Genomic DNA, 25,350 nt, shown 5'->3' on the forward strand with positions numbered 1-25,350 from the left:
CGGGCAAGCCCGCTCCCACAGGGCTAACACTGCCCTTGAAGTCAGTGATGTACCTGTGGGAGCGGGCTTGCCCGCGAAGAGGCCGGTACAGGCAGCACAGGCTTCAGCAGTCGGTCAATTCCAGGAAGATCGCTGCCAACCTTTCCAGCCCCACCTGATCCGCCTCACTGAAACGCGCCAGCTTCGGGCTGTCCAGGTCCAGCACGCCAATCAACCGCCCAGCCTTCACCAGCGGAATCACCAGCTCGCTGTTGGACGCGCTGTCGCAAGCGATATGCCCCGGGAACGCATGCACATCCTCGACCCGCTGGGTCTGCCGGGTGGCCGCCGCCGCGCCGCACACGCCCTTGCTGAACGGAATGCGCACGCAGGCCACCTGGCCCTGGAACGGGCCGAGCACCAGCTCTTCGTTGCGGTTGAAGTAGAAGCCCGCCCAGTTCAGGTCGTCCACCTGGTTGTAGAGAAATGCCGAAAACTGCGCGGCGTTGGCGATGAAGTCGCGTTCGTCGGCAAACAGCGCCTGCACTTGCGCCGCCAGCAGGTTGTAGCCGTCGAGGCCAGCGCCACTGGCATTGAGGTCGATCATGTTTACTTTTGCTCCAGCAATTGCAGCCCGACCCAGTAGCGGGCGAACTGATAGGCACAACGGCCATTACGGTTGCCGCGGCCGGTGGCCCAGCGCACGGCGAGGATGTCGAGTTCTTCGGTACGCTGCCAGGCCAGGTCGGCGGGGCGCGCCAACTGGCCGATCCAGTGCTCGACCACGTTGAGGAAATGCTCCTGGGTGAACGGGTAGAACGACAGCCACAAGCCGAACCGGTCAGACAAGGCAATCTTGTCTTCCACCGCTTCGCTGGGGTGCAGTTCACCGTCGACGCGCTTCCAGTTCTCGTTGTCGCTTTCCTTCTCCGGCACCAGGTGGCGGCGGTTGGAGGTGGCGTACAGCAGCACGTTGTCTGGCGCTTGTTCGAGCGAGCCGTCGAGCACGCTCTTGAGCACCCGGTAATCGCCCTCCCCGGCTTCGAACGACAGGTCGTCGCAGAACAGGATGAAGCGTTGCTCCAGCTTCTGCAGTTGCTCGACGACGCGTGGCAGGTCGGCCAGGTGGTCGCGCTCGATCTCGATAAGGCGCAGCCCGGCGCCGGCGTGCTCGGCCAGCAGGGCGCGCACCAGCGATGATTTGCCGGTGCCGCGCGAGCCCCACAGCAAGGCGTGGTTGGCCGGCAAGCCGTTGATGAACTGGTGGGTGTTGCGGCCCAGCTGATCACGTTGCTTGTCGACCCCGATCAGGTCGGTCAGGCGGATGTCCAGGCTGACTTCCAGCGGCATCAGGTAGCCCGTGCGGCCATCGCGCTGCCAGCGCGCGGCCAGGGTGGTGCCCCAGTCGATGTCCGGGCGGGGCGCCGGCAACAGCGGTTCGAGGCGTGCCAGCACCGATTCGGCGCGGTCCAGGAAAGCAATCAAGCGAGCGTCCATGACGACTCCTAGCAAGACAGGTGAGATTTAAAGCTGAATGTGTGACAGGCCCGCCAGCAGCCGGGGCTGATCGGCTATGCTTGCGCAGCGCAAGGGACGTGAAACCGGCTCGGGACCCATGGATATCAAGTTCACCAATCGCCTGTCATACAAGCAAGCCCGGTTGACAGTCCTGGTCGGCTTCATCCTGGGAACATTGCTCAGTCTCATCCAGATCGGCATCGATTATGCCAGCGAAGACGCATCCATCAACCGCGAAGTGCAGGCGTTGCTGCAAATCAGCCACAATCCGGCCTCGCGCATCGCCTACAACATCGATTCGGAGCTGGCGCTGGAGCTGACCCGCGGCCTGCTGCAGTCGCCGGCGGTGATCCGTGCACGGCTGATCGACAACAATGAGACGGTGCTGGCCGATGTCGAGCGCCCACGCCTGCAGGACCGCTACCGGCCACTGAGCGACTTTCTGTTCGGCGAGAAGCGCCAGTTCAAGGAACGCCTGTACCTGACCCACATGCCCGAGGAATACCTCGGCACGTTGTACCTGGACGTCGACACCTACGCCTTCGGCGGGCGCTTCCTCGACCGTGCCGGGGTCACCCTGCTCAACGGCTTCGCCCGCAGCCTGGTGCTCACCGGCATTCTGCTGGCGTTGTTCTACATGATGCTGACCAAGCCACTGGTGACGGTGATCGGCGCCCTCACCGGCCGCGACCCGCGCCAGCCCAGGCAAACCCGGGTAGATTGCCCGCCCGGCCACGAACTCGACGAGATCGGCGTGCTGGTCAGGGTCGCCAACCAGCAGTTCGTCAGCATGGCCACCGAAATCCAGCAGCGGCGCACTGCGGAAAACCGCCTGACGCACTACCTCAACGAGCTGGAAGACATCGTTTCGGCCCGCACCGAAGAGCTCAAGGCCAGCAACAGCCGCCTCAGCCAGTCCAACCAGGAGCTGGAAGAAGCCCGTCAGCGCGCCCTCGACATGGCCCAGGCGCGCGCCGCCTTCCTGGCCAACATGAGCCACGAGATCCGCACCCCGCTCAACGGCATGCTCGGCATGATCGCCCTGGCCCTGGACAGCCCGCTGGCCGGGGAGCAGCGCCAGCAGCTGTCGATCGCCCACGACTCGGGCAAGGTGCTGGTGGAATTGCTCAACGATATTCTCGACCTGTCCAAGTTCGATGCCGGGCAGCTGGAACTGGAGCGCATCCCCTTCGATATGGGCGCCATGGTCGAGGACACCGCCAACCTGCTATCGCAGAATGCCGCGCAAAACGTCGAGCTGACCTGCCTGATCGCCAGCGACTTCCCCAGTTCGGTACTCGGCGACCCCACGCGGGTGCGCCAGGTGGTCAGCAACCTGCTGTCCAATGCCCTCAAGTTCACCCGCTTCGGCCGCGTCGACGTGCGCCTGGTGCGCATCGTCGGCGGTGTGCGCCTGGAAGTGCGCGACACCGGCATCGGCATTCCCGAAGCGGCCCAGGCGCGGATTTTCCAGCCGTTCACCCAGGCAGGCGCCGGCATCACTCGCCAATACGGCGGCACCGGGCTGGGGTTGGCCCTGACCCGCAACCTGTGCAAGGCCATGCAGGGGCAACTGCGCATTCAGTCCGAGCCAGGCTTTGGCAGCCGCTTCAGCGCCGAGCTGCCATTGACCACCCATACCGAGGCCATTGCACCAGCCGCCCTGCAGGGCAAGGTCGTCGCCCTCAGCGACGCCGGCAGCGGCCTCAGCGAACTGCTGCAAGGCCTGCTGCCGGGCTGGGGGCTGGACTACCAACGGCACGACAGCCGCGCAGCCCTGGACAACAGCATCGACCTGTTGATCACTGACGACCTGGAGCAGCTGTTTCAACTGCGCCCGGCACTGAAGGCACCGATCCTGCTGGTGACCGCCTACGGCAACTTCTTGCCCGGTGAGCAATCGCTGCAACTGGCGCCCTTGCACCAACTGGCCCGGCCGCTGGCACGCAACGCGCTGTATCAGACCCTGCGCCGCACCTTGCAGGGGCATGCCCCGGAGCACCCGCTGGCCACCCCGCTGCTCACGGCCACCGAGGGCCGCGCGCGCATCCTGCTGGTGGAAGACAACCCGGTGAACCAACTGGTGGCCAAGGGCATGCTGGCCAAGCTCGGCTGCCAGGTGCAGATCGCCACCCAGGGCGTCGAGGCCCTGGAGTGGCTGGAGCGGGAAGACTACGATCTGGTGCTGATGGACTGCAACATGCCGGTGATGGATGGCTACGAGGCCAGCCGGCGCATTCGCCAGAGCGGGCGCTGGCCGGAGCTGCCGATCGTCGCCCTGACCGCCAACGCCATGCCCGAAGAGCGCGAACGCTGCCGCGCGGCGGGCATGAGCGATTACCTGGCCAAGCCGTTCCGCCGCGAGGAGCTAATGGCGCTGATCGACCACTGGGTCCCGCTCAGCGGCTGAGCAGGCGCTCGATGTCGGTTTCCAGCGCTTGGGGCTTGGTGTTCGGCGCGTAGCGGGTGACCTTGCCGCTGGCCGGGTCGACCAGGAACTTGGTGAAGTTCCACTTGATCTTCTGCGTGCCGAACAGGCCTGGTGCTCGCTGCTTGAGCTCGACGAACAGCGGGTGGGCGCCAGGGCCGTTGACCTCGACCTTGCGGAACAACGGGAAACTCACGCCGAAGTTGGCTTCGCAGAACTGCGCAATTTCCCGCGCATCACCCGGCTCCTGCTTGCCGAACTGGTTGCAAGGGAAGCCCAGCACCACCAGGCCGCGCTCGCGGTAGTCCCGCCACAGCTGCTCCAGGCCCTTGTACTGCGGGGTAAAGCCACACTGGCTGGCGGTGTTGACCACCAGCAGCGCCTTGCCGGGAAAGTCGCCGAGCTTTTTCTGCTCGCCGCCCAGGGTCACGCAGGGGATGTCCAGCATCGATCCGGCCATTTCAGGCTCCGTCGCGGGGTTTGAAGTCCAGGCACACCGAGTTGATGCAGTAGCGCAGGCCCGTCGGCGGCGGGCCGTCGGGGAACACATGGCCCAGGTGGGCGTCGCACTGGGCGCAGGTTACTTCGGTACGGATCATGCCGTGGGAGGTGTCGCGGATCTCGATCATCGCGCTCGCCTCGATCGGCGCATAGAAGCTCGGCCAGCCGCAGCCGGAATCGAACTTGGTCTGCGAGTCGAACAGCGCCAGGTCACAGCAGATGCAGTGGTACACGCCGGCACGGCGCTCGCTGTTGTACTTGCCGCTGAACGGCCGTTCGGTGCCCTTGAGGCGGCACACCTGATACTGGGCGGGGTCGAGCATTTCGCGCCATTCTTCAAGTGTCTTGTCGATCTTTTGCATAAGTGAACCTCGGCAGGCTGAATTTCACCTCGCGCCGTCTTTTCCGTAACGCGGGTGGCACGTATATTAGTTGGCTTCGTGTGCAAGGCCTCAAGTCTGGCACCCGCTTCCTGCCCTTTCAAACCTTTCGAACAAGGGCAGCGTATTCTCAATCGGGATCACATCATGCAGTTCAGCAAATCGAACAAGCTCGCCAATGTCTGCTACGACATTCGCGGCCCGGTGCTCAAGCACGCCAAACGTCTGGAAGAGGAAGGCCACCGCATCCTCAAGCTGAACATCGGCAACCCGGCGCCGTTTGGCTTCGAAGCGCCAGACGAAATCCTCCAGGATGTGATCCGCAACCTGCCCACCGCCCAGGGCTACAGCGACTCCAAGGGCCTGTTCAGCGCACGCAAGGCGGTGATGCAGTACTGCCAGCAAAAGGAAATCGAAGGCGTCACCATCGAGGACATCTACCTCGGCAACGGCGTTTCCGAGCTGATCGTGATGTCGATGCAGGCGCTGCTCAACAACGGCGACGAAGTGCTGATCCCGGCCCCCGACTACCCGCTGTGGACCGCCGCCGTGAGCCTGGCTGGCGGCAAGCCGGTGCACTACCTGTGCGACGAGCAGGCCGACTGGTTCCCGGACCTTGAGGACATCAAGGCCAAGATCACCCCGAACACCAAGGCCCTGGTGATCATCAACCCGAACAACCCGACCGGCGCGGTGTACTCCAAAGAGCTGCTGCTGGGCATGCTGGAGCTGGCGCGCCAGCACAACCTGGTGGTGTTCTCCGACGAGATCTACGACAAGATCCTCTACGACGAAGCCGTGCACATCAGCACCGCCTCGCTGGCCCCGGACCTGCTGTGCCTGACCTTCAACGGCCTGTCCAAGTCGTACCGGGTGGCCGGCTTCCGTTCCGGCTGGCTGATCATCTCCGGGCCCAAGCACCATGCCCAGAGCTACATCGAAGGCATCGACATGCTGGCCAACATGCGCCTGTGTGCCAACGTGCCGGCCCAGCACGCCATCCAGACCGCGCTGGGCGGCTACCAGAGCATCAACGACCTGGTGCTGCCGCCGGGCCGCCTGCTGGAACAGCGCAACCGCACCTACGAGCTGCTCAACGAGATCCCGGGCGTCAGCTGCGTGAAACCGATGGGCGCGCTGTATGCCTTCCCGCGGATCGACCCGAAGGTCTGCCCGATCCTCAACGACGAGAAGTTCGCCCTCGACCTGCTGCTGTCGGAGAAGCTGCTGATTGTTCAGGGCACCGCGTTCAACTGGCCGTGGCCGGACCACTTCCGCGTGGTGACCTTGCCGCGAGTGGATGACCTGGAAGCGGCGATTGGGCGGATTGGCAACTTCCTGCGGACTTATTCGCAGTAATTGAAGGCCCTGGGGGGCGCTTTGCGCCCCTTTCGCGACACAAGGCCGCTCCTACAAGCAGCCCCCTGCAGTCTCACAGAATGTTTCTTACATCCTGCAACGCTCTATCTCACAGCCCGCGCAAAATCCTCTGCCATACTCCGCCGTACACAGTTTGAAATAGTCGCCCGATTGAATCTGTGCGACCGGCACCTTATATACCCCGCAGTAAGCAACAACTCATCCGTCAGGAGAACGTAACAACCATGATGCGCATTCTGTTGTTTGTAGCCACCAACCTCGCGGTGGTGCTGGTTGCAAGCATTACCCTGAGCCTGTTCGGCTTCAACGGGTTCATGGCCGCCAACGGGGTTGACCTCAACCTCAGCAGCCTGCTGGTCTTCTGCGCCGTGTTCGGCTTTGCCGGCTCCCTGGTCTCGCTGTTCATCTCCAAGTGGATGGCGAAGATGACCACCGGCACCCAGATCATCAGCCAGCCGCGCACCCGTCACGAGCAGTGGCTGCTGCAAACGGTCGAAGAGCTGTCCCGCGAGGCCGGCATCAAGATGCCCGAAGTGGGTATCTTCCCGGCCTACGAGGCCAACGCCTTCGCCACCGGCTGGAACCGCAACGACGCGCTGGTAGCCGTATCCCAGGGCCTGCTGGAGCGCTTCTCGCCCGATGAAGTGCGCGCCGTGCTGGCCCACGAAATCGGCCACGTGGCCAACGGTGACATGGTCACCCTGGCGCTGGTGCAGGGCGTGGTGAACACCTTCGTGATGTTCTTCGCCCGCATCATCGGCAACTTCGTCGACAAGGTCATCTTCAAGAACGAAGAAGGCCAAGGCATCGCCTACTACGTGGCGACCATCGTCGCCGAGCTGATCCTCGGCATCCTCGCCAGCATGATCGTCATGTGGTTCTCGCGACGCCGCGAGTACCGTGCCGACGAAGCCGGCGCGCAACTGGCCGGTACCGCCGCGATGATCGGCGCCCTGCAGCGCCTGCGTGTGGAGCAAGGCCTGCCGGTGCACATGCCCGATACCATGAAGGCCTTCGGCATCAATGGCGGGCTCAAGCACGGCCTGGCCGGCCTGCTGATGAGCCACCCGCCGCTGGAAGACCGCATCGAGGCCCTGCGCCGCCGCGGTTGATCCAACCGGTAAAGAAAAGGGCGACTTCGGTCGCCCTTTTTTCGTTTTCACTCAAAACTTTACGCGGTACACCCGCTCGACCAGGCTCTTGGCCCCGGCCTGCAGGAACTTCGGGCTCTCGCTGATCACTTCCTGCGCTTCAAGCGCCTCTACCTCCCAACCAGCAAACCCACGGCGCACTTCATCATCCGCCACCGAAAACGGCGGCCCGGCCAGCAGCTCCTGTTGATAGTCCAATGTCACCAGCAGCCCGGCACCTGGCGGCAATAGCTGTGAAAGCAAGCGCATGTAGTGCGCACGCATTTCAGGCGGCAGGGCAATCAGTGCGGCGCGATCATAGAGCGCCGCGCAATCCGCCACATCCTCCGCGCGCAAAGCAAAGAAATCGCCACACCACAGCTGCACATCGCCACTGCGCCAGACTTCGAAAGCGCCCTGCTGCGTCACCTGCGGCTCCAGCCCATGCTCACGGAAGAACGCCTCCACCGCCCGCCGCGACAGCTCGACCCCCAACACCCGGTGCCCCTGCCCCGCCAGCCAGGCCAGGTCCAGGCTCTTGCCACACAGCGGCACCAGCACGCGGCTGCCCGGCGCCAGCTGCAACTGTGGCCAATACCTTTGCAGGTAAGGGTTCACCTGCGCTTGATGAAAACCGATCTGGTTGTCGGCCCACCGCTGCTGCCAGAACGCTGGCTCCATGATCACTCCCGATTTTTAGATGGTTTGTCGGCAAAACTTGGTTTGGATTTCGATCGGTAGTTGATCGAAGATGATTGCATCTTAACCCTCAGGACCCCCGCCATGCTGCCCAGCCTGTTCATTTCCCACGGTTCCCCCATGCTTGCCTTGCAACCCGGCGCCAGCGGGCCGGCATTGGCCGGGCTGGCCAACGCCCTGCCCCGGCCAAAGGCGATCGTGGTGGTGTCGGCGCACTGGGAAAGCCGCGAGCTGCTGGTAACCAGCGGCACGCAGCCAGAGACCTGGCATGACTTCCACGGCTTCCCGCCGGCACTGTACGCAGTGCAGTACCCGGCGCCTGGCGAACCAGCCCTGGCCAGCCGGGTCGCTGAACGGTTGCAGGCCCGCCTGGACCCGCAGCGACCGTTCGATCACGGCGCCTGGGTGCCGCTGTCGCTGATGTACCCGGATGCGAGCATTCCGGTTATCCAGGTATCGCTGCCCAGCCAGATGGGGCCTGCGCTGCAGATCAAGGTCGGCGAGGCGCTGGCAGGGCTGCGCGCGGAAGGTGTTTTGCTGATCGGTTCCGGCAGCATCACCCATAATCTAGGTGAACTGGACTGGCACGCCGGGCCGGATGTGATCGAGCCCTGGGCGCTGGCGTTCCGCGACTGGGTGGTGGAGCGGCTGCAGGCAGATGACCAGGCCGCACTGCTGGATTACCGGAAACAGGCGCCATTTGCGGCGCGCAACCATCCCAGTGATGAGCATTTGCTGCCACTGTTCTTTGCCCTGGGGGCCGGCGACAGGTTCGGGATCGTGCACCAGGGCTTCACCCTGGGGGCTTTGGGGATGGACATCTATCGGTTCGACTGAATGGCCTCTTCGCGGGCTTGCCCGCTCCCACACGAACCTCACAGCTCTCAAGGCCTGTGAAGATCCTGTGGGAGCGGGCAAGCCCGCGAAGAGGCCGGTACTGGGCAAAAAAAAATCCCCGACCTAGGCCGGGGATTTTTTCATTGCGTCAGGATCAATCTTCGCGGTAGCGGCGCAGCTTCAGCTGCTTGCCAGCTACACGAGTGTCCTTGAGCTTGGACAGCAGCTTCTCGAGGCCATCTTCCGGCAGCTCGATCAGGCTGAAGCTGTCGCGCACCTGGATGCGGCCGATCGCATCACGGGCCAGGCCACCTTCGTTGAGGATTGCACCCAGCAGGTTCTTGGCGGCGATACCGTCACGGGCACCCAGGGCGGTACGGCAACGCACGCGGCCTTCGGCCAGCGGCATTGGCGCACGACGCTCGCGGTCACCACGATCACCACGGTCGCTACGCTCAGTGCGCTCACCCCGTTCGGCACGCTCGCCACGCGGGGCGAAGCTCGGCACCAGCGGCTGCTCGCGCTCTACCGCGGCCAGGTCCAGCGCCTGGCCATTGGTGGCCTTGCGCAGCAGGGCCGAAGCCAGGGCACGTGCACTGCAACCGAGGTCGGCGGTCAGGCGGTCGAACAGCTCGCCATGGGTGGCTTCTGCTTCGGCAACCAGCGGCGCCAGGCTCGAGGTCAGCTTCTTGATGCGGGCATCCAGCACAGCCTGGGCGTTCGGCAGACGGGCTTCGGCAACCTTCTGCCCGGTCACGCGCTCGATCACCTGCAGCATGCGGCGCTCACGCGGGGTGACCAGCAGCAGTGCACGGCCATCGCGACCGGCACGGCCGGTACGGCCAATGCGGTGCACGTAGGACTCCGGGTCGTACGGCATGTCGACGTTGAACACGTGGGTGATGCGCGGTACGTCCAGACCACGGGCAGCGACGTCGGTGGCGACGACGATGTCCAGGCGGCCATCCTTCAGCGAGTCGATCACACGCTCACGCTGGTTCTGGGCGATGTCACCGTTCAGCGCAGCAGCCTTGTAGCCCTTGGCTTCCAGCGCGGCGGCCAGGTCCAGGGTGGCTTGCTTGGTGCGCACGAAGGCGATCAGCGCGTCGAACTCTTCGACTTCCAGCAGACGCAGCACAGCCGGGATCTTCTGGTCGGCGTGGACCATCAGGTGGGCCTGGTCGATCGCGGTAACGGTCTGGGTCTTGCTCTGGATCTTGACGTGCTTGGGCTCGCGCAGGTGGCGTTCGGCGATCGAGCGGATCGACGACGGCAGGGTGGCGGAGAACAGTACGGTCTGGCGGCTGGCCGGGATGGCGTCGAAGATCACTTCGAGGTCGTCCATGAAGCCCAGCTTGAGCATTTCGTCGGCTTCGTCCAGTACCAGGTACTGCACGGTCGACAGGACTTTCTCGTCACGACGCAGGTGGTCGCACAGACGGCCCGGGGTGGCGACGACGATTTGCGCGCCGTTGCGAATGGCACGCAGCTGTGGGCCCATCGGGGCGCCACCGTATACAGCCACTACATTAACGCCTGGCATCTGCTTGGCGTAGGTTTCGAAAGCGGTGGCTACTTGCAGCGCCAACTCACGGGTTGGCGCCAGGATCAGGGCTTGCGGTTCGCGCTTGCTCACATCGATCTTGTTGAGGATCGGCAGGGCGAAGGCAGCGGTCTTGCCGGTGCCAGTCTGCGCCTGGCCGATCATGTCGTGACCGGCGAGGATGATCGGGATCGATTGTTGCTGAATGGCGGACGGCTCTTCGTAGCCGGTAGCCAGAACGGCAGCAACAATGTTCGGATTAAGATCGAGAGCGGCGAAGCCGCCGGTTTCCTGGGTCATGGGTCTGCCTCTAAGTGCATCCGCAAAGACCCATGCTGCAAAGCTGCACATGCCTTGAAAGACCGGAACGGTCACCCAGGCAGCTTTGTCGGCGGGGATTTGCGAAAACGATTGAAAAAGAAAACTTTGGGAAGGTCCGCCTAGCGGACGTGCAGCCGAAGCTGGACTCGGAGGATTTGCACCACCTGATTTTGAGGTCCGCTAAAAGACCGGCGCGTACTATACCCGAATTAATGCCGGGGAGTGAGTAAATTTTTCTGGCCCAACGGCCAGTATCGGGCCATCAACCTTGGCCCGCTGAATCGATTCCTCCTGATGGTTGCGAGTTGCCCTTTTCGCGGGCTTGCCTGCTCCCACAGGTACCGCGCAGATCCTCAGGGCAGAGATATTCCTGTGGGAGCGGGCAAGCCCGCGAAGCAGGCGACGCGGTCTTCAGGTAGCCGGGCGAATCTCGCGAATCAATCCTTCCAGGCTGTACCCCAGGCGCGGCGCCAAGGCCTCGGCCCGCGCCCGCAGGCCGTCGATATCCAGTTGCTGCTCAAGGTCCGCCGGCACCAGCAAGATCACATTGCCCTCCTTCACCGGCAGCTCCCAGTAATGCCGGTGGTACAACCCGCGCAGCAGCGCCGCGCCCAGTGGCTTGCCGTCGTCGTTGGCCCACTGGTTGATCACCAGCCAGCCACCGGGGTTGAGCTGCTTCTGGCAGTTTTCGAGGAAATTCCACGCCAGGTGCCCGACACCCGGCCCATGGTCGGTATACAAGTCGACGAACAGCAGGTCGGCCTGCTCGGCCGTGGGCAGCAACTCCAGGGCGTCGCCGATGCGCACGTACAGGCGCGGGTCATCATCCAGCCCCAGGTACTCCATGGCCAGGCGCGGCACGTCGGCACGCAGTTCGATGGCCTCGATGTCGTCCAGCGGCAGGAACTTCATGCACGCCTGGGTCAGGGTGCCGGCGCCCAGGCCGAGAAACAGCGCGCTCTCCGGCTGCTCATGGCACAGCGCACCGACCAGCATGGCGCGGGTGTAGTCATACTCCAGCCAGCTGGGGTCGGCGGTGAACACGCAGCTTTGCTCGATGGCATCGCCAAACTCGAGGAAGCGGTAATCCTCCACCTCGTACACGCTGATCACGCCAAAGGCATCTTCGACCCGGGCCAACAGCTTCTCTTCCCGCTCCGTCGCCATCTACCTGCCACCCACCCGCGCAAAAACGCGCATTGTCCGTCAACGCCCCGGATGCAACAAGCTCGGCGCCGCTGTTACCATGGCAGTCAGCCTATAACAGACAAAACCGAGCCCGTGATGAACCGACCGTGGAGCCCCGACAGCTGGCGTGCCCTGCCGATCCAGCAGCAACCGACCTACCCCGACGCCGCGCACCTGCTCAAGGTCGAGCAGACCCTGGCCAGCTACCCGCCGCTGGTGTTCGCCGGTGAGGCGCGCGAGCTGCGCCGGCAGTTTGCCGAGGTCACCGAAGGCCGTGCCTTCCTGCTGCAGGGCGGCGACTGCGCCGAGAGCTTCGCCGAGTTCTCCGCAGCAAAAATCCGCGACACCTTCAAGGTGCTGTTGCAGATGGCCATTGTCATGACCTTCGCCGCCGGCTGCCCGGTGGTGAAAGTCGGGCGCATGGCCGGGCAGTTCGCCAAGCCGCGCTCTTCGGGCGACGAAACCATCGGCAACGTCACCCTGCCGGCCTACCGCGGCGACATCGTCAACGGCATCGGTTTTGACGAAAAAAGCCGTGTGCCGGACCCGGAGCGCCTGCTGCAGGCCTACCACCAGGCCACTGCCAGCCTCAACCTGCTGCGTGCTTTCGCCCAGGGCGGCTTCGCCGACCTGCACCAGGTGCACAAGTGGAACCTCGATTTCATCGCCAACTCGGCGCTGGCCGACAAATACCACCAGCTGGCCAACCGCATCGACGAAACCCTGGCCTTCATGCGCGCCTGTGGCCTCGACAGCGCGCCGCAGCTGCGCGAAACCAGTTTCTTCACCGCCCACGAGGCGCTGCTGCTCAACTATGAAGAAGCCTTCGTGCGCCAGGACAGCCTGACCGGCGACTACTACGACTGCTCCGCGCACATGCTGTGGATCGGCGACCGCACCCGCCAGCTCGACGGCGCCCATGTCGAGTTCCTGCGCGGCGTGCACAACCCGATCGGGGTCAAGGTCGGCCCGAGCATGAACCCTGAAGAGCTGATCCGCCTGATCGACACGCTCAACCCGGCCAACGACCCCGGCCGCCTCAACCTGATCGTGCGCATGGGCGCAGGCAAGGTCGGCGCGCACCTGCCTGGGCTGATCCGCACCGTGGAGCGCGAGGGGCGCAAGGTGCTGTGGAGTTCCGACCCGATGCACGGCAACACCATCAAGGCCAGCAGCGGCTACAAGACCCGCGACTTCGCGCAGATCCTTGACGAGGTCAAGCAGTTCTTCCAGGTGCACCAGGCCGAGGGCAGCCATGCGGGCGGCATCCATATCGAGATGACCGGGCAGAACGTCACCGAGTGCATCGGCGGCGCCCGGCCGATCACCGAGGATGCCCTGTCCGACCGCTATCACACCCACTGCGACCCACGGATGAACGCCGATCAGTCGCTGGAACTGGCCTTCCTGATCGCCGAAACCCTCAAGCAGGTGCGGCGCTGAGCAAGGCCTGAAGCAACCGGCTGCCCTCTGCCCGGGGGCAGTTCAGTTGCACCCGCTGCAGGCCCAGCCACCGGGCCATGCGCAGCAGATTAGCCGCCAGGGCTTGATAACCCTCTTCGTCCAACGCTATCGATTCCGCATGCACGGCGTGCACCGCCAGTTGCCCAAGGGCACGCTCGGCGCGCAGGTCCAGGCGCGCGGCAATGCGCTCACGGTAAAGGAACGGCAGCACGTAGTAGCCGTAAACCCGCTTGTGCGCCGGGGTGTAGATTTCCAGGCGGTAATGGAAATCGAACAGCCGCTCGGTGCGGCTGCGCTCCCAGACCAGTGAATCGAACGGCGACAGCAGCGCGCTGGCCTCGATTCTGCGGGGGATGCGCGGTGTGCCGGCACTATAGGCGAGCTGTTTCCAGCCCTGCACCTCGACCGGCTGCAAGCGGCCATCGGCGACCAGCTCGTCGAGTGCCGCCCTGCCCTGACCGGGCTCAAGGCGGAAGTAGTCGCGCAGGTCGCGCTCGGTGGCCACACCCAGAGCTGTAGCCGCATGCAGCATCAGGCCTTGATGGGCTTCGGCTTCGCTCGGCAGCGCCTGATCGAGGATCGCCTTGGGCAACACCTTTTCCGGTACGTCGTAGAGCCGTTCGAAGCCGCGGCGCCCCGCCACCGTCACTTCACCGGCGGCGAACAGCCATTCCAGCGCATGCTTTTCTTCGCTCCAGTCCCACCATGGGCCGGCACGCTCCTGCCGGGTGGACAGGCTGCCCGCGCCCAGCGCGCCCTGTTCGCGCACGGCCGCCAGCACGCGGGCGATCACGTCCTGGCGTTCACGACCGAACTGCGCGAGCTGGCGGTAGATGCCGCGGCCATCGGCGGCATGGGCCATGCGCCAGCGCAGCAGTGGGTAGAGGTTGAGCGGTAACAGCGAAGCTTCGTGGCCCCAGTATTCGAACAGCTGGCGCTGGCGGCCACGGCCCCAGGCGAGCTGGTCGAGCATGGCCGGCGGGTAGTCGCCGAGGCGGGAGAACAGCGGCAGGTAGTGGGAGCGGACCACGGCGTTGACCGAGTCGATCTGCACGACGCCCAGGCGTTGCAGCATGCGCTTGAGTGCGGGCAGGGTCGGGCGTAATTCAGGCTGTTTGCCGAATCCTTGGGCAGACAGGACCAGGCGGCGGGCCTGTTTGATGGACAGCTTGAGCGGCAAACCTGATCTCCTTGTGGTGCCTGTAATGGCCTCTTCGCGGGCAAGCCCGCTCCCACAGGTACTGCACAATGGCGAAAATTGTGCTGACCCTGTGGGAGCGGGCTTGCCCGCGAAGAGGCCACTACAGGTTTAGCCTATTTACGCAAAGGGTCATCCCAGAAATGCCGGTCGGCCTCTTGCTGGATGTCCGCCCGGCTCAAGCCCAGGTCATGCAGGGTCGCATCACTCAGGCTGGCCAGTTCCTGACGCTGGCGGTACAGCTGCAGCCACCGGGCCGGACGGTCCAGGGCCACATGCCACAGGTGGTTCAGGGAAAAGGCAGGTTGCTGGATGCTGCTGACATGACCTTTCATCGTGAAGCCCTCCGTGTTGATGGCTTCAGTCTCTGCCCAGGCTTAAGATCAATCCAACGAATGTTTCTGATGCCATGCATCTCGGAGATTGATGCAATGTCCCAGTACCAGAGCCTTGATGCCGACGTGCTGCGCACCTTCGTCGCCATCGCCGAGCAAGGTGGCTTCACCCGCGCCGGGGAAGTGGTCAACCGCACCCAGTCGGCGGTGAGCATGCAGATGAAACGCCTGGAAGAAGACATCCTGCAGCGCCAGCTGTTCGAACGCGACGGCCGCCAGGTCCGCCTTACCGCCGAAGGCCAGGTGCTGCTGGGCTACGCCCGGCGCATCCTCAAGCTGCATGGCGAGGTGTTCAACACCCTGCGCATGCCGCACATGGTCGGGATGGTGCGCATCGGCACGCCGGATGACTACGCCATGCGCTTTCTGCCGACCATCCTTTCGAGCTTTGCCCAGGCTTACCCGCTGGTCCAGGTGGAGGTGCATTGCGACTCGTCCAAGCAACTGATGCTGCGCCAGGACCTGGACCTGACCATCGTCACCCGCGAGCCGGGCAACGAGGTTGGCCAGCTGTTGCGCCAGGAGCGCCTGGTATGGGCCGCCGCCGAAGGCTTCTGCCCGCAGGAGCAGCGGCCAATGCCGCTGGCGCTGTTCAACACCGACTGCTTCTGCCGCGCCTGGACCTGCAATGCCCTGGAGGCCCAGGGCATCGATTACCGCATCGCCTACACCAGCCCCAGCCTGGCAGCGATTTTCGCCATCGTCACCGCAGGGCTGGCGGTGACCGCGCAATTGCAGAGCCTGGTCGGTGGCAACATCCGCATTCTCGGCGAAAACGAAGGCTTGCCGCAGTTGCCGGTGGCCAACGTGATGCTGCTACGCAACAGCCAGAGCCAGTCGCCGATCACCGACTGCATGGCCGATTACATCGTCGAAGGATTCATCTGAGCCGGGGCAGCTTCGCGATCCTTGAGCGGCCTCGTGTCGCGAAAGGGCCGCAAAGCGGCCCCGGCGATCTCAAAGTTCAAACCCCAACATCACCGCACACACCACCAGAAACACACAGAACATCGCCCGCAATACCTTCTCAGGCAGCGCATGGGCCAGTTTCACCCCCCAACTGATGCTCAGCAGCCCACCCACCGCCAACGGAATGCCCACCCCCCAGTCGACACTGCGATGCACCCCATAGGTCACCAGCGTCACCAAGGTACTCGGTGCCGCCAGCGCCAGCGACAACCCCTGCGCCACCACCTGGGTAGTGCCGAACACACTGGTCAGGATCGGCGTAGCCACCACCGCCCCGCCCACACCGAACAGGCCGCCCATGGTCCCGGCAAAACTGCCCAGCACACCCAGCCAAGGCCAGGCATAGCGCAGCTCGGCAGAGGGTGGCGAAACCTTGAGGAACATCCGCACCACGTTCCACACCGCCAGCGCCACCAGGAAGCCGACAAAGCCCAGGCGCATGGCGTGGGCATCGATGCCCACCGCCCAGATCGACCCCAGCCAGGCAAACAGGAAGCTGCACAGCGACAACGGCAAGGCATGGCGCAGTTCGATGCGGTTGCGCTGGTGATAACGCCACAGGGCCAGTAACACGTTCGGCACCACCATCACCAGCGCCGTGCCCTGGGCCAGTTGCTGATCAAGGCCGAACAACACCCCCAGCGCCGGGATGGCGATCAGCCCGCCGCCGATGCCGAACAACCCACCCATGGTGCCCAGGCCTGCGCCCAGCACGATATACAACAACCACTCGATCATCAGGGTCTCACCCGCCTGTTTTGAATGCGAGCATGCTAACGATTGCGGGCTGGCAGGGAAACGCACAGCAACGCACAATGGCTGTGCGCTTTTCGCAAAAGCAAAAGTGCAAAACTACCCGTCGAAGACACACAGTGACCATGAGCCCCGATACCCTCACCGACCAGTTGAGCCTGTTCCTCGACGTGCTGGAAACCGGCAGTTTCTCTGCCGCCGCCCGCCGCCATCCGCTGACCCCCTCCGCCGTGGCCAGGCGCATCGACAACCTGGAGAACGCCGTCGGCAGCCGCCTGTTCACCCGCAGCACGCACGCCGTGCGCGCCACCCCGGCAGGCCATGCCTTCGCCGAGCGCGCCCGGCGCATCATCGAGGAGCTGCGCCTGGCCCGTGCCGAGGCGGTATCGCTGAGCAATGCCCCGGAAGGCCTGATCCGCATCGACGCCCCGGCCGCCTTCGGCCGCCGTCACCTGGCACCGGCGATCGCCGACTTCCTGGTGGCCTATCCGGGGCTGGACGTGCAACTGCGGCTGATCGACAGCTTCGTCGACCTGCATGGCAGCCACCTGGGTGAGGTCGATCTGGTGCTGCGCGCCGGCCCCCTGGCCGACACCCGCCTGGTCGCGACAAAACTGGCGCACATGGTGCGCATCGCCTGCGCCAGCCCTGCCTACCTGGCCAGCCGCGGCATACCCAGTTGCCCCAGCGAGCTGCCCGGCCACGACGGCCTCGACTGGGACGGCCTGGCGCCACCGTTCGCCTGGCGTTTCGCGGTCGACGGGCAGATGCGCCTGTACCGCCCGGCACGCATGCGCATGGCCGCCAACAACGCCGAGACCCTGCTGTTCGGCGCCCTCGCCGGCCTCGGCATCGCCCACCTGCCGACCTGGCTGATCAGCGACTACCTGCTGCGCGGCGAGCTGGTGCCGCTGTTCTGCGACAACGGCCTGCCCGACGCCGAAACCAGTGGCATTTATGCACTGCGCCTTGAACATGAAACGAACTCTCGCAGCCGTTTGCTGCTCGAATTCCTCAAGAGCCGCTTCAGCCCGGTGCCACCCTGGGACCTGGCGCTGCGCAGTGAACTGCGCTGGCAGTAAGCGCCCACACCTTCAGCGTGCTAGATTTCTCCATTGATGACATTCAAGGACCTGCATGAACGCCAACGCCCAAGCTTCCTGTGACGAGCTGCTGCTGGACAACCAGGTCTGCTTCGCCCTGCACTCCACCTCGTTGCTGATGACCAAGGTCTACAAGCCGCTGCTGCAAGCGCTGGGCCTGACCTACCCGCAGTACCTGGCCATGCTGGTGCTGTGGGAGCAGGACGGCCTGACCGTAGGCGAAATCAGCCAGCACCTGCTGACCGACCCTGGCTCGCTCACCCCCCTGCTCAAGCGCCTGGAAAGCGAAGGCCTGCTGCAGCGCAACCGCAGCCGCGAGGATGAGCGGGTGGTGCTGGTGCAACTGACCGACAAGGGCCGCGCCTTGCAGCAGCAGGCCCGGGAAGTGCCGCAGTGCATCCTCAAGGCCAGCGGCCGCAGCCTCGAACGCCTGCAGCAGTTGCAGGCGGACTTGCTGGAGCTGCGCGACAGCCTGCAAAAAAACCTCTGACGGCTACGCTGTGTGATGCCCGTTCGGACGAGCGGTGAAGATTTATCTTGCGCACTAACTAATTGCGCGCTAATTTAAATCCCGTACTCACATGACGCCACCTGATGACCAGGGGCGCACAGCACACTAGCGAGGCTCAAGATGCAAAAGGTCACTCCGCTGTACATCGCAGAAGCCACCTCCACCGGCGGTCGCGACGGCAAATCCCGCTCCAGCGACGGCAAACTGGAAGTCAAGCTGAGCACCCCCAAGGAACTCGGCGGCGCCGGTGGTGACGGCACCAACCCTGAGCAGATGTTCGCCGCCGGCTACTCGGCCTGCTTCATCGGCGCGCTGAAGTTCGTCGCCGGCCAGGAGAAGAAAGCCCTGCCTGCGGATGCCTCGATCACCGCCAATGTCGGTATCGGCCAGATCCCCGGTGGTTTCGGCCTGGACATCGACCTGCACATCAACCTGCCGGGCCTGGCCCAGGCCGATGCCGAAGGGTTGGTGGAGAAGGCCCACAAGGTCTGCCCGTACTCCAACGCCACCCGCGGCAATGTGGATGTTCGGTTGCACGTGACCGTGTAAATCACAGGCATAAAAAAACCCGGCCAAGGCCGGGTTTTTTGCGTTTCGCAAGAAGGATTACTTCTTGGAGCGGCCTTTGAAGCTGTTGTCGCGAGTGTCGATGTCGATCCACTCGTCGATCTGGATGAAGTCGGCAACCTGGATCTCGGTGCCGTTCTTCAGCTTGGCAGGCTTCATGACCTTGCCCGAGGTATCGCCGCGTGCAGCGTTCTCGGTGTAGACAACCTGACGGCTGATGGTGGTCGGCAGTTCAACCGATACCAGGCGGCCTTCGAAGAACACGGCTTCGCAGACGTCTTCCATGCCTTCTTCGATGTACGGCAGAACGGCGTCGATGTCTTCGGCGTTCAGTTCGTACATGGTGTAGTCAGTGGTGTCCATGAAGGTATACGAGTCACCGCTGATGAACGACAGGGTCGCTTCTTTGCGATCCAGGATCACGTCGTCCAGCTTGTCGTCTGCACCGTAGACGGTTTCAGTCTTGTAGCCGGTCAGCAGGTTTTTCAGCTTGGTCTTCATGATCGCGCTGTTGCGACCCGACTTGGTGAACTCGGCTTTCTGAACCAGCCACGGGTCGTTGTCGATCCGCAGTACGGTACCGGGTTTCAGTTCTTTACCAGTTTTCATTACGAAGTATCCGAATCTGGATGGATTTATAAAAATCGAGGCCGCATATCATAGCCAATTTCGGTAAAACTGTACCAGCGCCTTGGCAAGGTCCGGCCGAGCGGCCTGACTCACTGCCCAATCAGCGGCGTGCTGTTGCAGTTCCGCCCAGTGTTTGCGGGCACCTTGCCAGGCCGCGTGCATGTCACGGTCCATGTTCCACGCACGCCACAGGGCCATCAGCGCCTCGCCGGCAGCGTCCGACAGGCCCTGCCGATAATGGGCGAGGAAGGCCTCGAGCTTTTCCCAGTGGGCATTCTCGTCCTGCACATAGATGTGCCACAACATCGGCCGGCCAGCCCACTGGGCGCGCACGAACGAATCTTCCCCGCGCACGGCGTTGAAATCGCAGCTCCACAGCAGGCGGTCATAATCGTCCTGGCTGACGAACGGCAGGACCTGCACCGTCAAGGTGCCACGCTGGTGCACATCGCCGGCTTGCAAGGCCTGCTCACCGAGCCAGGCGCCGAGGTCGCCGAGAATGCGCCCTTGCGGGACCAGGAGGTGGACCGGGTCGGCATCCTCGACCAGCGCGTCGAGCCAACGGCCCAGTTGCCCGTTTTCGTAGGCGAACAGCGACATCAGCAGCGCACCGGGCTGCGCGTGCACACCCAGGCCCTGGAGAAACGCCGCACGCGCCTCGGTCGATTGCTCGAAGGCCTGCCGGCGCGGCAGCAGGCTGGCCTCGCGCAACAGCCCGCCGGTCTTGTCGGTGAACCCCGGAAAGAAAAACACCTTGCGCAGGCCATTGGGCTGGGGCGATGGCAAGCCATGGCAACCTTCCACCCAGTCCTCGGCACTGAGGTATTCCAGGTTCAGCCACAGCACTGGCGAGGAGCGTACGCGCATCGCTTCGACGTAGTCTGCCGGCAGCTGGCAGGCAAAGGCACCGATCACCACATCCGCCGGCGCCACGGGCTGCCATTCGGCGGCCCAGGCACGCACCTCGACACCCTGCTGCCACTGCTGCTCGGCATCGGCGGAGGCGCCCGGGCACAGCGGCACGAAGGCGTTCAGGTCGTCCACCCACAGGCGCACCGCCAGGTCGTGCTCGGCCACCAGTTGCCGGGCCAGGCGCCAGGTCACGCCGATATCGCCATAGTTGTCGACGACGCTGCAGAAAATGTCCCAGGTGGTTTTCATGTGCCCTGTCTCGCCCTGCGCAAAAACCGCGAATTCTGCGGATAAATTGTCGCCGACAAAAGCACCGCACGGCAAAAACCCTGGCGCCATGCGACAATGGCCCCCTCGCCCGCCCTGCCAGGAGGCCGCCATGCCCCGCCACCGTGAACTGAAGATCACCCTCAAACCGCTGCAGCTGATTTTCTGCGTGGCCTTTGGCCTGTGGCTCGGCGCCGTGGCGATCGCCCTGAGCCTTTGGCTGGCCCTGCAGCTGTGGCCGGAACAGGTGGAACCGGTGGCCCAGGCAGTGGCACCGGCCTACAGCAAGCCGCCAGCGGCGGCGACACCGGCACAGCCGCAGGACGCGCAAAGCGAGATGTTCGAGCGATACAAGGACATCCTGCACAAACAGGAAATCCAGCAGGCCGCCGAGGCGGCCCAAGGCAACCCGCGCAACCTCAACAGCCCCAAGTGCCAGTTCTGGCTTGCGCAAAACCGCACCGCGCCGACCGACAAGAGCCAGGCCAACGTCCTGGAGTTCTGTTACTGACCATGGACAAGGCCACCCTGCTCACGCGCATCGTCGCGGCCCTGGAAACCGACATGGAGGTATTGCGCCGCGCAGCCCAGACCGCCTACGAGGCGGCCACCGCCGAAGAGAACATCGCCGAGAACAAGTACGACACGCTCGGGCTGGAGGCGTCGTACCTGGCCACCGGGCAGGCACGGCGCACGGCCGAAATTCGCCAGGCACTGCTGACTTACCAGCAGTTGCTGCTGCGCGAGTACGACCCGGCGCGGGGGGTGCAGGTGAGCAACCTGGTGACGCTGGAGGATGAGGATGGAGGGCAGCGCTTGCTGTTCCTCGGGCCTGAGGCGGCGGGACTGAAGATTGGCGAAGGGGATGAACGGGTGACCGTGATTACCCCGCGCTCACCCCTGGGGCAGCAACTGGTGGGCAAGAAGGTCGAGGATGAGGTGAAGCACGGGGCCCAGCTTTTCTACATCATCGATGTTGCCTGACAGGGCCCTTTCGCGGGCTCGCCCGCGCCCACAGGCATCGCACAATGCCCGAGACCGTGGTGACACTGTGGGAGCGGGCTTGCCCGCGAAAGGGCCGGCACTGGCGACACACCTCTAGGCCAAGGCATCGAAACGCCCCGCCAACCCCCGTTCGGCAAACTGCTCCACCACAAAGTCGATGAACGCCCGGGTCTTGCCCGGCAACAGTTTGTGCTCGGCGTAATACACGCTGATAGCCCCATCATCCACATACCAGTCCGGCAGCACCCGCTGCAGCTGCCCCGCCTCCAGGTAAGGCACGGCGAACGGCAAACTGACCAGGGCAATCCCCAACCCCTGCTGCGCCACCGCACACGCCGCATCCGAATCGCTCATGGTCATCGCTTGGCGCAACTGCAACGGCTGCTGTTCCTGCCAGCGGCTGGTCAAGGGCCAGGAGCGCACCCGCCCGGTCTGTGGCGAGCGGATCAGAATCCCGTCATGGCGCTGCAACACCTGTGGCTCTTCGATGGCGGCATGCCGGCCCAGGTACGCGGGCGCCGCCACCAGCACCCGATGCGCCGGGGTCAGCTTGCGCGCCACCACCCCAAGCGGCAGCTCGAAACCGCCGCCAATGGCCGCATCGAAGCCCTGCCCGATCAGGTCGACCTGGCGGTTGTCGAAATGCCAGTCCGGGGTGATCGCCGGGTAGCGGCGCAAAAACTCACCCAGTAGCGGCAGCACGTACAGGCGGCCGAACACGGTGCCCATGCTCACCCGCAGCAGCCCGGCCGGCTGGCCCTCGGCGCTGGCCAGGTTGGCCACGGCGTACTGGATGGTCCGGAAGCTGTCACTCACCTCGCCGAGAAATCGCTGCCCCGCCTCGGTCAAGGTCAGCTTGCGCGTACTACGCTGGAACAGCCGCACACCGAGGCGCGCTTCCAGTTGGGCAACGTGCTTGCCCACCGCCGCCGGGGTGATGCTCAGGCGCCGGGCCGCCTCGGCGAAACTGCCCACCTCGGCGCTTCGGATGAAGCACTCGAGGGCGTTGAACGACTCCATGGCCATGATTGCCAACCAAAGGTTTACTCTGCTGATAGTGATTGCCATCTTATCAGCAGGTAATCATCGGTCGATACTGCGTCCATCCAAGGCATCCGGCCTTGCTTCCAGCAGGAGATCAGCATGTCCAAGCAACTTACCCTCGAAGGCAAAGTCGCCTTCGTCCAAGGCGGCTCGCGCGGTATCGGCGCGGCCATCGTGCGGCGCCTGGCCCGCGAAGGTGCACAGGTGGCCTTTACCTACGTCAGCTCCGCCGGCCCGGCCGAAGCGCTGGCCGAAGAGGTCAAGGCCGCTGGCGGCCAGGCCCTGGCCCTGCGCGCAGACAGCGCCGACGCCGCCGCCCTGCAACTGGCGGTGGACGATACCGTGAAGGCATTCGGCCGCCTCGATATCCTGGTCAACAACGCCGGCGTGCTGGCCGTGGCGCCGATCACCGAGTTCGACCTGGCCGACTTCGATCGCACACTGGCGGTCAACGTGCGCAGCGTGTTCGTCGCCAGCCAGGCCGCCGCCCGCTACATGGGCCAGGGCGGGCGCATCATCAACATCGGCAGCACCAACGCCGAACGCATGCCGTTTGCCGGCGGCGCACCGTACGCCATGAGCAAGTCGGCGCTGGTCGGCCTGACCAAGGGCATGGCCCGTGACCTGGGACCACAGGGCATTACCGTGAACAACGTACAGCCGGGGCCGGTGGACACCGACATGAACCCGGCCAGTGGCGAGTTCGCCGAGAGCCTGATCCCGCTGATGGCGATCGGGCGCTACGGGCAGGCGGATGAGATTGCCAGCTTCGTCGCCTACCTCGCCGGGCCTGAGGCTGGCTACATCACCGGCGCCAGCCTGACGGCCGATGGTGGCTTTGCCGCCTGATAGACTGGGGGCCTTGCGCCCCCAGATTGCCATTGAACACGAGAGACACATGAGATCCCCAACGCTCAGCCGCGCGCTGATCCTGCTGATGGCCACCGCCACCGGCCTGGCGGTGGCCAGCAACTACTACGCCCAACCGCTGCTGCACAGCATCGCCCAACAGTTCGGCCTGAGTACCGCCAGCGCCGGCAGCATCGTCATCGCCGCGCAGCTCAGCTATGGCGCCGGCCTGCTGTTGCTGGCGCCACTGGGTGACCTGTTCGAGCAGCGCCGGCTGATCGTGGTGATGACCGCCATTTCCACCCTCGGCCTGGTCATCAGCGCCTGCGCCCCGAGCCTGCCCTGGTTGCTGCTAGGCACTGCGCTCACCGGCCTGTTCTCGGTGGTGGCGCAGATTCTCGTGCCAATGGCCGCCACCCTGAGCGAGCCGCATCAGCGCGGCCGCGCGGTGGGCACCTTGATGAGCGGGCTGCTGCTGGGCATCCTGCTGGCGCGCACCGCAGCCGGCTTCATGGCCGAGCTGGGCGGCTGGCGCAGCATCTATGTGCTGGCCGCGGTGCTGATGGCGCTGGCGGCACTGGCGCTGTACCGCAACCTGCCCGAGCACAACAGCCATGCCGGCTTGAAGTACCCGGCGCTGATCGGCTCGGTGTTCCGCCTGTTCATCGAAGAGCCGGTGCTGCGCCTGCGCTCACTGCTCGGCCTGCTGGCGTTCAGCCTGTTCGCACTGTTCTGGACACCGCTGGCATTTCTGCTGGCGCGCGAGCCCTACCACTACTCCGACGCCGCCATCGGGCTGTTCGGCCTGGCCGGCGCGGCCGGTGCACTGGCGGCCAACTGGGCCGGGCGCCTGGCCGACCGTGGCAAGGGCTCGCTGGGAACCACCGTCGGCCTGGTGGCGCTGCTGTTGTCGTGGGTCCCGCTGGGCTTTGCCGAACGCTCGCTGCTGGCCTTGCTGGTTGGCGTGCTGGTACTGGACCTGGCCGTGCAGCTGGTGCACGTGAGCAACCAGAATGCGGTGATCGCCCTGCGACCTGAAGCACGTACGCGGCTGAATGCCGGCTACATCACCTGTTACTTCATCGGTGGTGCGCTAGGCTCGTTGCTGGGCACGCAGCTGTTCCAGCGGCAAGGGTGGATGGGCATCGTGGTGGCAGGCCTGGCGATCGGCACACTGGCCCTGGTGGTATGGGGCCTGGCGCTGCGCAAGGCAGCGGCGCAGCTAGCCTGAAGCCATCATTGAGCGCGACAACCCGACGCATTACCCTCCGTCGCCTGGTCGTTGACTTGCCTGCCCCGGCGGCGCTCAGTAGGCGCTGGTCTAGGACCTTTCACTGACAGGACGAATCAATGACAAGACTCACGGTGCAATCCGGCGATTTCTTGCAAGGTGAAGGCGAGTTTCGCAATGGATCGCTCACACTCAAGACCCCGCGCAGCCCTTCACCCGGCGAACGCATTTCCCTTGCCCGCATCGCTGACCTGCGCCTGGCCAGCCTGGAGTCCAGCCGCAGCCTGGGCACCGCCCTCGGCTGGGGCGTGGCCGGGGCGCTGGTGGCGGGCCCGGTGGGCTTGCTGGCCGGGCTCTGGCTGGGCGGCAAAGAGGAAGAAGCCACCTTCCTGGCCACCTTCAAGGATGGCCGCAAACTGATGGCCATCACCGACGGCAAGACCTGGTCGAAAATCGACGACACCTGGCGCCAGCATCGCCGCCCGCCAACTGCCGATTGAAGACCCGCAGGACTGGGGCCTGATAAGATAGCGCCCCTTTTTTCTGCC

The 25,350-nt window shown here is 64.5% G+C and carries 26 protein-coding genes and 1 pseudogene; 14 read left to right on the top strand and 13 right to left on the bottom strand.

Annotated features, from left to right (window positions below; genetic code table 11):
• Nucleotides 1-103 precede the first annotated feature (103 nt).
• The gene (locus CAF78_RS10710) at nt 104-586 is read right to left on the bottom strand and encodes a GAF domain-containing protein (protein WP_085675512.1); all 483 of its coding nucleotides are present in this window, start codon (nt 584-586) and stop codon (nt 104-106) included.
• 2 nt (nt 587-588) lie between these two features.
• Complete coding sequence (locus CAF78_RS10715) at nt 589-1,476, bottom strand: ATP-binding protein (RefSeq protein WP_085675511.1); 888 nt, start codon at nt 1,474-1,476, stop codon at nt 589-591.
• Between the two features lie 76 nt (nt 1,477-1,552).
• Between CAF78_RS10715 and CAF78_RS10720 the strand changes: the two genes are divergently transcribed.
• A complete protein-coding gene (locus tag CAF78_RS10720) occupies nt 1,553-3,907 on the top strand; it encodes a response regulator (RefSeq protein ID WP_085675510.1) in 2,355 nt (784 codons plus the stop codon).
• Here the strand turns inward: CAF78_RS10720 and CAF78_RS10725 are convergent.
• Both CAF78_RS10725 and msrB read right to left on the bottom strand, forming a co-directional pair.
• Nucleotides 3,897-4,385, bottom strand: coding sequence for a glutathione peroxidase (locus tag CAF78_RS10725; protein ID WP_085675509.1), 489 nt, complete (start codon nt 4,383-4,385; stop codon nt 3,897-3,899). The two genes, CAF78_RS10720 and CAF78_RS10725, sit on opposite strands and share 11 nt — an antisense overlap.
• Nucleotide 4,386: 1 nt before the next feature.
• Nucleotides 4,387-4,788, bottom strand: coding sequence for a peptide-methionine (R)-S-oxide reductase MsrB (gene msrB, locus CAF78_RS10730; protein WP_085675508.1), 402 nt, complete (start codon nt 4,786-4,788; stop codon nt 4,387-4,389).
• A gap of 165 nt (nt 4,789-4,953) precedes the next feature.
• Here msrB and CAF78_RS10735 point away from each other — a divergent pair, with 165 nt between their 5' ends.
• Both CAF78_RS10735 and htpX read left to right on the top strand, forming a co-directional pair.
• Nucleotides 4,954-6,165 (top strand): pyridoxal phosphate-dependent aminotransferase, encoded by a 1,212-nt coding sequence (locus tag CAF78_RS10735; RefSeq protein WP_085675507.1) that lies wholly within the window; start codon nt 4,954-4,956, stop codon nt 6,163-6,165.
• A gap of 245 nt (nt 6,166-6,410) precedes the next feature.
• Entirely contained in the window at nt 6,411-7,298 is an 888-nt protein-coding gene (htpX, locus tag CAF78_RS10740) for a protease HtpX (protein WP_003259721.1), read from the top strand.
• A 51-nt stretch (nt 7,299-7,349) separates the two neighbouring features.
• Here the strand turns inward: htpX and CAF78_RS10745 are convergent, their stop codons facing one another.
• A complete protein-coding gene (locus tag CAF78_RS10745; RefSeq protein WP_085675506.1) occupies nt 7,350-7,997 on the bottom strand; it encodes a thiopurine S-methyltransferase in 648 nt (215 codons plus the stop codon).
• A 102-nt stretch (nt 7,998-8,099) separates the two neighbouring features.
• On the opposite strand from CAF78_RS10745, the gene CAF78_RS10750 reads away from it, so the two are divergent.
• Nucleotides 8,100-8,852: a class III extradiol ring-cleavage dioxygenase gene (locus tag CAF78_RS10750; RefSeq protein WP_085675505.1), complete on the top strand. Its 753-nt coding sequence runs from the start codon at nt 8,100-8,102 to the stop codon at nt 8,850-8,852.
• Between the two features lie 154 nt (nt 8,853-9,006).
• Here CAF78_RS10750 and CAF78_RS10755 read toward each other — a convergent pair.
• Together CAF78_RS10755 and CAF78_RS10760 are read right to left on the bottom strand one after the other, a co-directional pair.
• Nucleotides 9,007-10,729 (bottom strand): annotated as a pseudogene (locus tag CAF78_RS10755) (DEAD/DEAH box helicase).
• Nucleotides 10,730-11,127: 398 nt separating this feature from the next.
• Nucleotides 11,128-11,883 carry a spermidine synthase gene (locus CAF78_RS10760; protein ID WP_085675503.1) on the bottom strand — a complete coding sequence of 252 codons (756 nt, stop codon included), beginning with the start codon at nt 11,881-11,883 and terminating at the stop codon, nt 11,128-11,130.
• 117 nt (nt 11,884-12,000) lie between these two features.
• Between CAF78_RS10760 and CAF78_RS10765 the strand changes: the two genes are divergently transcribed.
• Nucleotides 12,001-13,347 carry a class II 3-deoxy-7-phosphoheptulonate synthase gene (locus CAF78_RS10765; protein WP_079227016.1) on the top strand — a complete coding sequence of 449 codons (1,347 nt, stop codon included), beginning with the start codon at nt 12,001-12,003 and terminating at the stop codon, nt 13,345-13,347.
• Here the strand turns inward: CAF78_RS10765 and CAF78_RS10770 are convergent.
• Both CAF78_RS10770 and CAF78_RS10775 read right to left on the bottom strand, forming a co-directional pair.
• Nucleotides 13,328-14,548: a winged helix-turn-helix domain-containing protein gene (locus tag CAF78_RS10770; RefSeq protein WP_085675502.1), complete on the bottom strand. Its 1,221-nt coding sequence runs from the start codon at nt 14,546-14,548 to the stop codon at nt 13,328-13,330. The genes CAF78_RS10765 and CAF78_RS10770 overlap by 20 nt on opposite strands.
• 134 nt (nt 14,549-14,682) lie before the next feature.
• On the bottom strand, nt 14,683-14,901 hold the full coding sequence (locus CAF78_RS10775) for a DUF1127 domain-containing protein (RefSeq protein WP_085675501.1): 219 nt from the start codon (nt 14,899-14,901) through the stop codon (nt 14,683-14,685).
• A 96-nt stretch (nt 14,902-14,997) separates the two neighbouring features.
• On the opposite strand from CAF78_RS10775, the gene CAF78_RS10780 reads away from it, so the two are divergent.
• Nucleotides 14,998-15,849 (top strand): LysR substrate-binding domain-containing protein, encoded by an 852-nt coding sequence (locus CAF78_RS10780; protein WP_085675606.1) that lies wholly within the window; start codon nt 14,998-15,000, stop codon nt 15,847-15,849.
• Nucleotides 15,850-15,918: 69 nt separating this feature from the next.
• Here the strand turns inward: CAF78_RS10780 and CAF78_RS10785 are convergent, their stop codons facing one another.
• Nucleotides 15,919-16,668, bottom strand: coding sequence for a sulfite exporter TauE/SafE family protein (locus tag CAF78_RS10785; protein WP_085675500.1), 750 nt, complete (start codon nt 16,666-16,668; stop codon nt 15,919-15,921).
• Between the two features lie 140 nt (nt 16,669-16,808).
• On the opposite strand from CAF78_RS10785, the gene CAF78_RS10790 reads away from it, so the two are divergent.
• From CAF78_RS10790 to CAF78_RS10800, 3 genes are all read left to right on the top strand, one after another.
• A complete protein-coding gene (locus CAF78_RS10790; protein ID WP_085675499.1) occupies nt 16,809-17,765 on the top strand; it encodes a LysR family transcriptional regulator in 957 nt (318 codons plus the stop codon).
• 55 nt (nt 17,766-17,820) lie between these two features.
• Nucleotides 17,821-18,276 (top strand): MarR family winged helix-turn-helix transcriptional regulator, encoded by a 456-nt coding sequence (locus CAF78_RS10795; RefSeq protein ID WP_085675498.1) that lies wholly within the window; start codon nt 17,821-17,823, stop codon nt 18,274-18,276.
• Nucleotides 18,277-18,417: 141 nt separating this feature from the next.
• Nucleotides 18,418-18,846, top strand: a complete 429-nt coding sequence (locus CAF78_RS10800) for an organic hydroperoxide resistance protein (protein WP_027596038.1) — start codon at nt 18,418-18,420, stop codon at nt 18,844-18,846.
• A gap of 57 nt (nt 18,847-18,903) precedes the next feature.
• Here the strand turns inward: CAF78_RS10800 and efp are convergent, their stop codons facing one another.
• Both efp and earP read right to left on the bottom strand, forming a co-directional pair.
• On the bottom strand, nt 18,904-19,473 hold the full coding sequence (gene efp / locus CAF78_RS10805) for an elongation factor P (protein WP_060508821.1): 570 nt from the start codon (nt 19,471-19,473) through the stop codon (nt 18,904-18,906).
• A gap of 48 nt (nt 19,474-19,521) precedes the next feature.
• Nucleotides 19,522-20,655 (bottom strand): elongation factor P maturation arginine rhamnosyltransferase EarP, encoded by a 1,134-nt coding sequence (gene earP, locus CAF78_RS10810; protein ID WP_085675497.1) that lies wholly within the window; start codon nt 20,653-20,655, stop codon nt 19,522-19,524.
• 130 nt (nt 20,656-20,785) lie between these two features.
• Here earP and CAF78_RS10815 point away from each other — a divergent pair, with 130 nt between their 5' ends.
• Nucleotides 20,786-21,184: a hypothetical protein gene (locus CAF78_RS10815; RefSeq protein WP_085675496.1), complete on the top strand. Its 399-nt coding sequence runs from the start codon at nt 20,786-20,788 to the stop codon at nt 21,182-21,184.
• 2 nt (nt 21,185-21,186) lie between these two features.
• Nucleotides 21,187-21,657 carry a GreA/GreB family elongation factor gene (locus CAF78_RS10820; RefSeq protein WP_085675495.1) on the top strand — a complete coding sequence of 157 codons (471 nt, stop codon included), beginning with the start codon at nt 21,187-21,189 and terminating at the stop codon, nt 21,655-21,657.
• 114 nt (nt 21,658-21,771) lie between these two features.
• On the opposite strand, the gene CAF78_RS10825 is transcribed toward CAF78_RS10820, so the two are convergent.
• The gene (locus CAF78_RS10825) at nt 21,772-22,704 is read right to left on the bottom strand and encodes a LysR family transcriptional regulator (protein ID WP_085675494.1); all 933 of its coding nucleotides are present in this window, start codon (nt 22,702-22,704) and stop codon (nt 21,772-21,774) included.
• 117 nt (nt 22,705-22,821) lie between these two features.
• Here CAF78_RS10825 and CAF78_RS10830 point away from each other — a divergent pair, with 117 nt between their 5' ends.
• The 3 genes from CAF78_RS10830 (at nt 22,822) to CAF78_RS10840 (ending at nt 25,302) form a co-directional block, all read left to right on the top strand.
• On the top strand, nt 22,822-23,571 hold the full coding sequence (locus tag CAF78_RS10830) for a 3-oxoacyl-ACP reductase family protein (protein WP_085675493.1): 750 nt from the start codon (nt 22,822-22,824) through the stop codon (nt 23,569-23,571).
• A gap of 49 nt (nt 23,572-23,620) precedes the next feature.
• A complete protein-coding gene (locus CAF78_RS10835) occupies nt 23,621-24,802 on the top strand; it encodes an MFS transporter (protein WP_085675492.1) in 1,182 nt (393 codons plus the stop codon).
• A gap of 119 nt (nt 24,803-24,921) precedes the next feature.
• On the top strand, nt 24,922-25,302 hold the full coding sequence (locus tag CAF78_RS10840) for a hypothetical protein (RefSeq protein ID WP_085675491.1): 381 nt from the start codon (nt 24,922-24,924) through the stop codon (nt 25,300-25,302).
• Nucleotides 25,303-25,350: the final 48 nt, after the last annotated feature.

This window comes from Pseudomonas sp. R28(2017) (genome assembly GCF_002112505.1).
In the GTDB taxonomy this organism is placed as follows: Bacteria; Pseudomonadota; Gammaproteobacteria; order Pseudomonadales; family Pseudomonadaceae; genus Aquipseudomonas.

Bases quoted from the DNA above. Each gene is read 5' to 3' on its own strand.
- CAF78_RS10815 (WP_085675496.1), top strand. From the start codon at position 20,786: ATGCCCCGCCACCGTGAACTGAAGATCACCCTCAAACCGCTGCAGCTG.
- CAF78_RS10720 (WP_085675510.1), top strand. From the start codon at position 1,553: ATGCTTGCGCAGCGCAAGGGACGTGAAACCGGCTCGGGACCCATGGAT.
- CAF78_RS10765 (WP_079227016.1), top strand. From the start codon at position 12,001: ATGAACCGACCGTGGAGCCCCGACAGCTGGCGTGCCCTGCCGATCCAG.
- CAF78_RS10785 (WP_085675500.1), bottom strand. From the start codon at position 16,668: ATGATCGAGTGGTTGTTGTATATCGTGCTGGGCGCAGGCCTGGGCACC.
- efp (WP_060508821.1), bottom strand. From the start codon at position 19,473: ATGAAAACTGGTAAAGAACTGAAACCCGGTACCGTACTGCGGATCGAC.
- CAF78_RS10835 (WP_085675492.1), top strand. From the start codon at position 23,621: ATGAGATCCCCAACGCTCAGCCGCGCGCTGATCCTGCTGATGGCCACC.
- CAF78_RS10820 (WP_085675495.1), top strand. From the start codon at position 21,187: ATGGACAAGGCCACCCTGCTCACGCGCATCGTCGCGGCCCTGGAAACC.
- CAF78_RS10795 (WP_085675498.1), top strand. From the start codon at position 17,821: ATGAACGCCAACGCCCAAGCTTCCTGTGACGAGCTGCTGCTGGACAAC.
- CAF78_RS10800 (WP_027596038.1), top strand. From the start codon at position 18,418: ATGCAAAAGGTCACTCCGCTGTACATCGCAGAAGCCACCTCCACCGGC.
- earP (WP_085675497.1), bottom strand. From the start codon at position 20,655: ATGAAAACCACCTGGGACATTTTCTGCAGCGTCGTCGACAACTATGGC.
- CAF78_RS10735 (WP_085675507.1), top strand. From the start codon at position 4,954: ATGCAGTTCAGCAAATCGAACAAGCTCGCCAATGTCTGCTACGACATT.
- msrB (WP_085675508.1), bottom strand. From the start codon at position 4,788: ATGCAAAAGATCGACAAGACACTTGAAGAATGGCGCGAAATGCTCGAC.
- CAF78_RS10840 (WP_085675491.1), top strand. From the start codon at position 24,922: ATGACAAGACTCACGGTGCAATCCGGCGATTTCTTGCAAGGTGAAGGC.
- CAF78_RS10825 (WP_085675494.1), bottom strand. From the start codon at position 22,704: ATGGCCATGGAGTCGTTCAACGCCCTCGAGTGCTTCATCCGAAGCGCC.
- CAF78_RS10780 (WP_085675606.1), top strand. From the start codon at position 14,998: ATGTCCCAGTACCAGAGCCTTGATGCCGACGTGCTGCGCACCTTCGTC.
- CAF78_RS10725 (WP_085675509.1), bottom strand. From the start codon at position 4,385: ATGGCCGGATCGATGCTGGACATCCCCTGCGTGACCCTGGGCGGCGAG.
- CAF78_RS10775 (WP_085675501.1), bottom strand. From the start codon at position 14,901: ATGAAAGGTCATGTCAGCAGCATCCAGCAACCTGCCTTTTCCCTGAAC.
- CAF78_RS10830 (WP_085675493.1), top strand. From the start codon at position 22,822: ATGTCCAAGCAACTTACCCTCGAAGGCAAAGTCGCCTTCGTCCAAGGC.
- CAF78_RS10710 (WP_085675512.1), bottom strand. From the start codon at position 586: ATGATCGACCTCAATGCCAGTGGCGCTGGCCTCGACGGCTACAACCTG.
- CAF78_RS10750 (WP_085675505.1), top strand. From the start codon at position 8,100: ATGCTGCCCAGCCTGTTCATTTCCCACGGTTCCCCCATGCTTGCCTTG.
- CAF78_RS10745 (WP_085675506.1), bottom strand. From the start codon at position 7,997: ATGGAGCCAGCGTTCTGGCAGCAGCGGTGGGCCGACAACCAGATCGGT.
- htpX (WP_003259721.1), top strand. From the start codon at position 6,411: ATGATGCGCATTCTGTTGTTTGTAGCCACCAACCTCGCGGTGGTGCTG.
- CAF78_RS10790 (WP_085675499.1), top strand. From the start codon at position 16,809: ATGAGCCCCGATACCCTCACCGACCAGTTGAGCCTGTTCCTCGACGTG.
- CAF78_RS10715 (WP_085675511.1), bottom strand. From the start codon at position 1,476: ATGGACGCTCGCTTGATTGCTTTCCTGGACCGCGCCGAATCGGTGCTG.
- CAF78_RS10760 (WP_085675503.1), bottom strand. From the start codon at position 11,883: ATGGCGACGGAGCGGGAAGAGAAGCTGTTGGCCCGGGTCGAAGATGCC.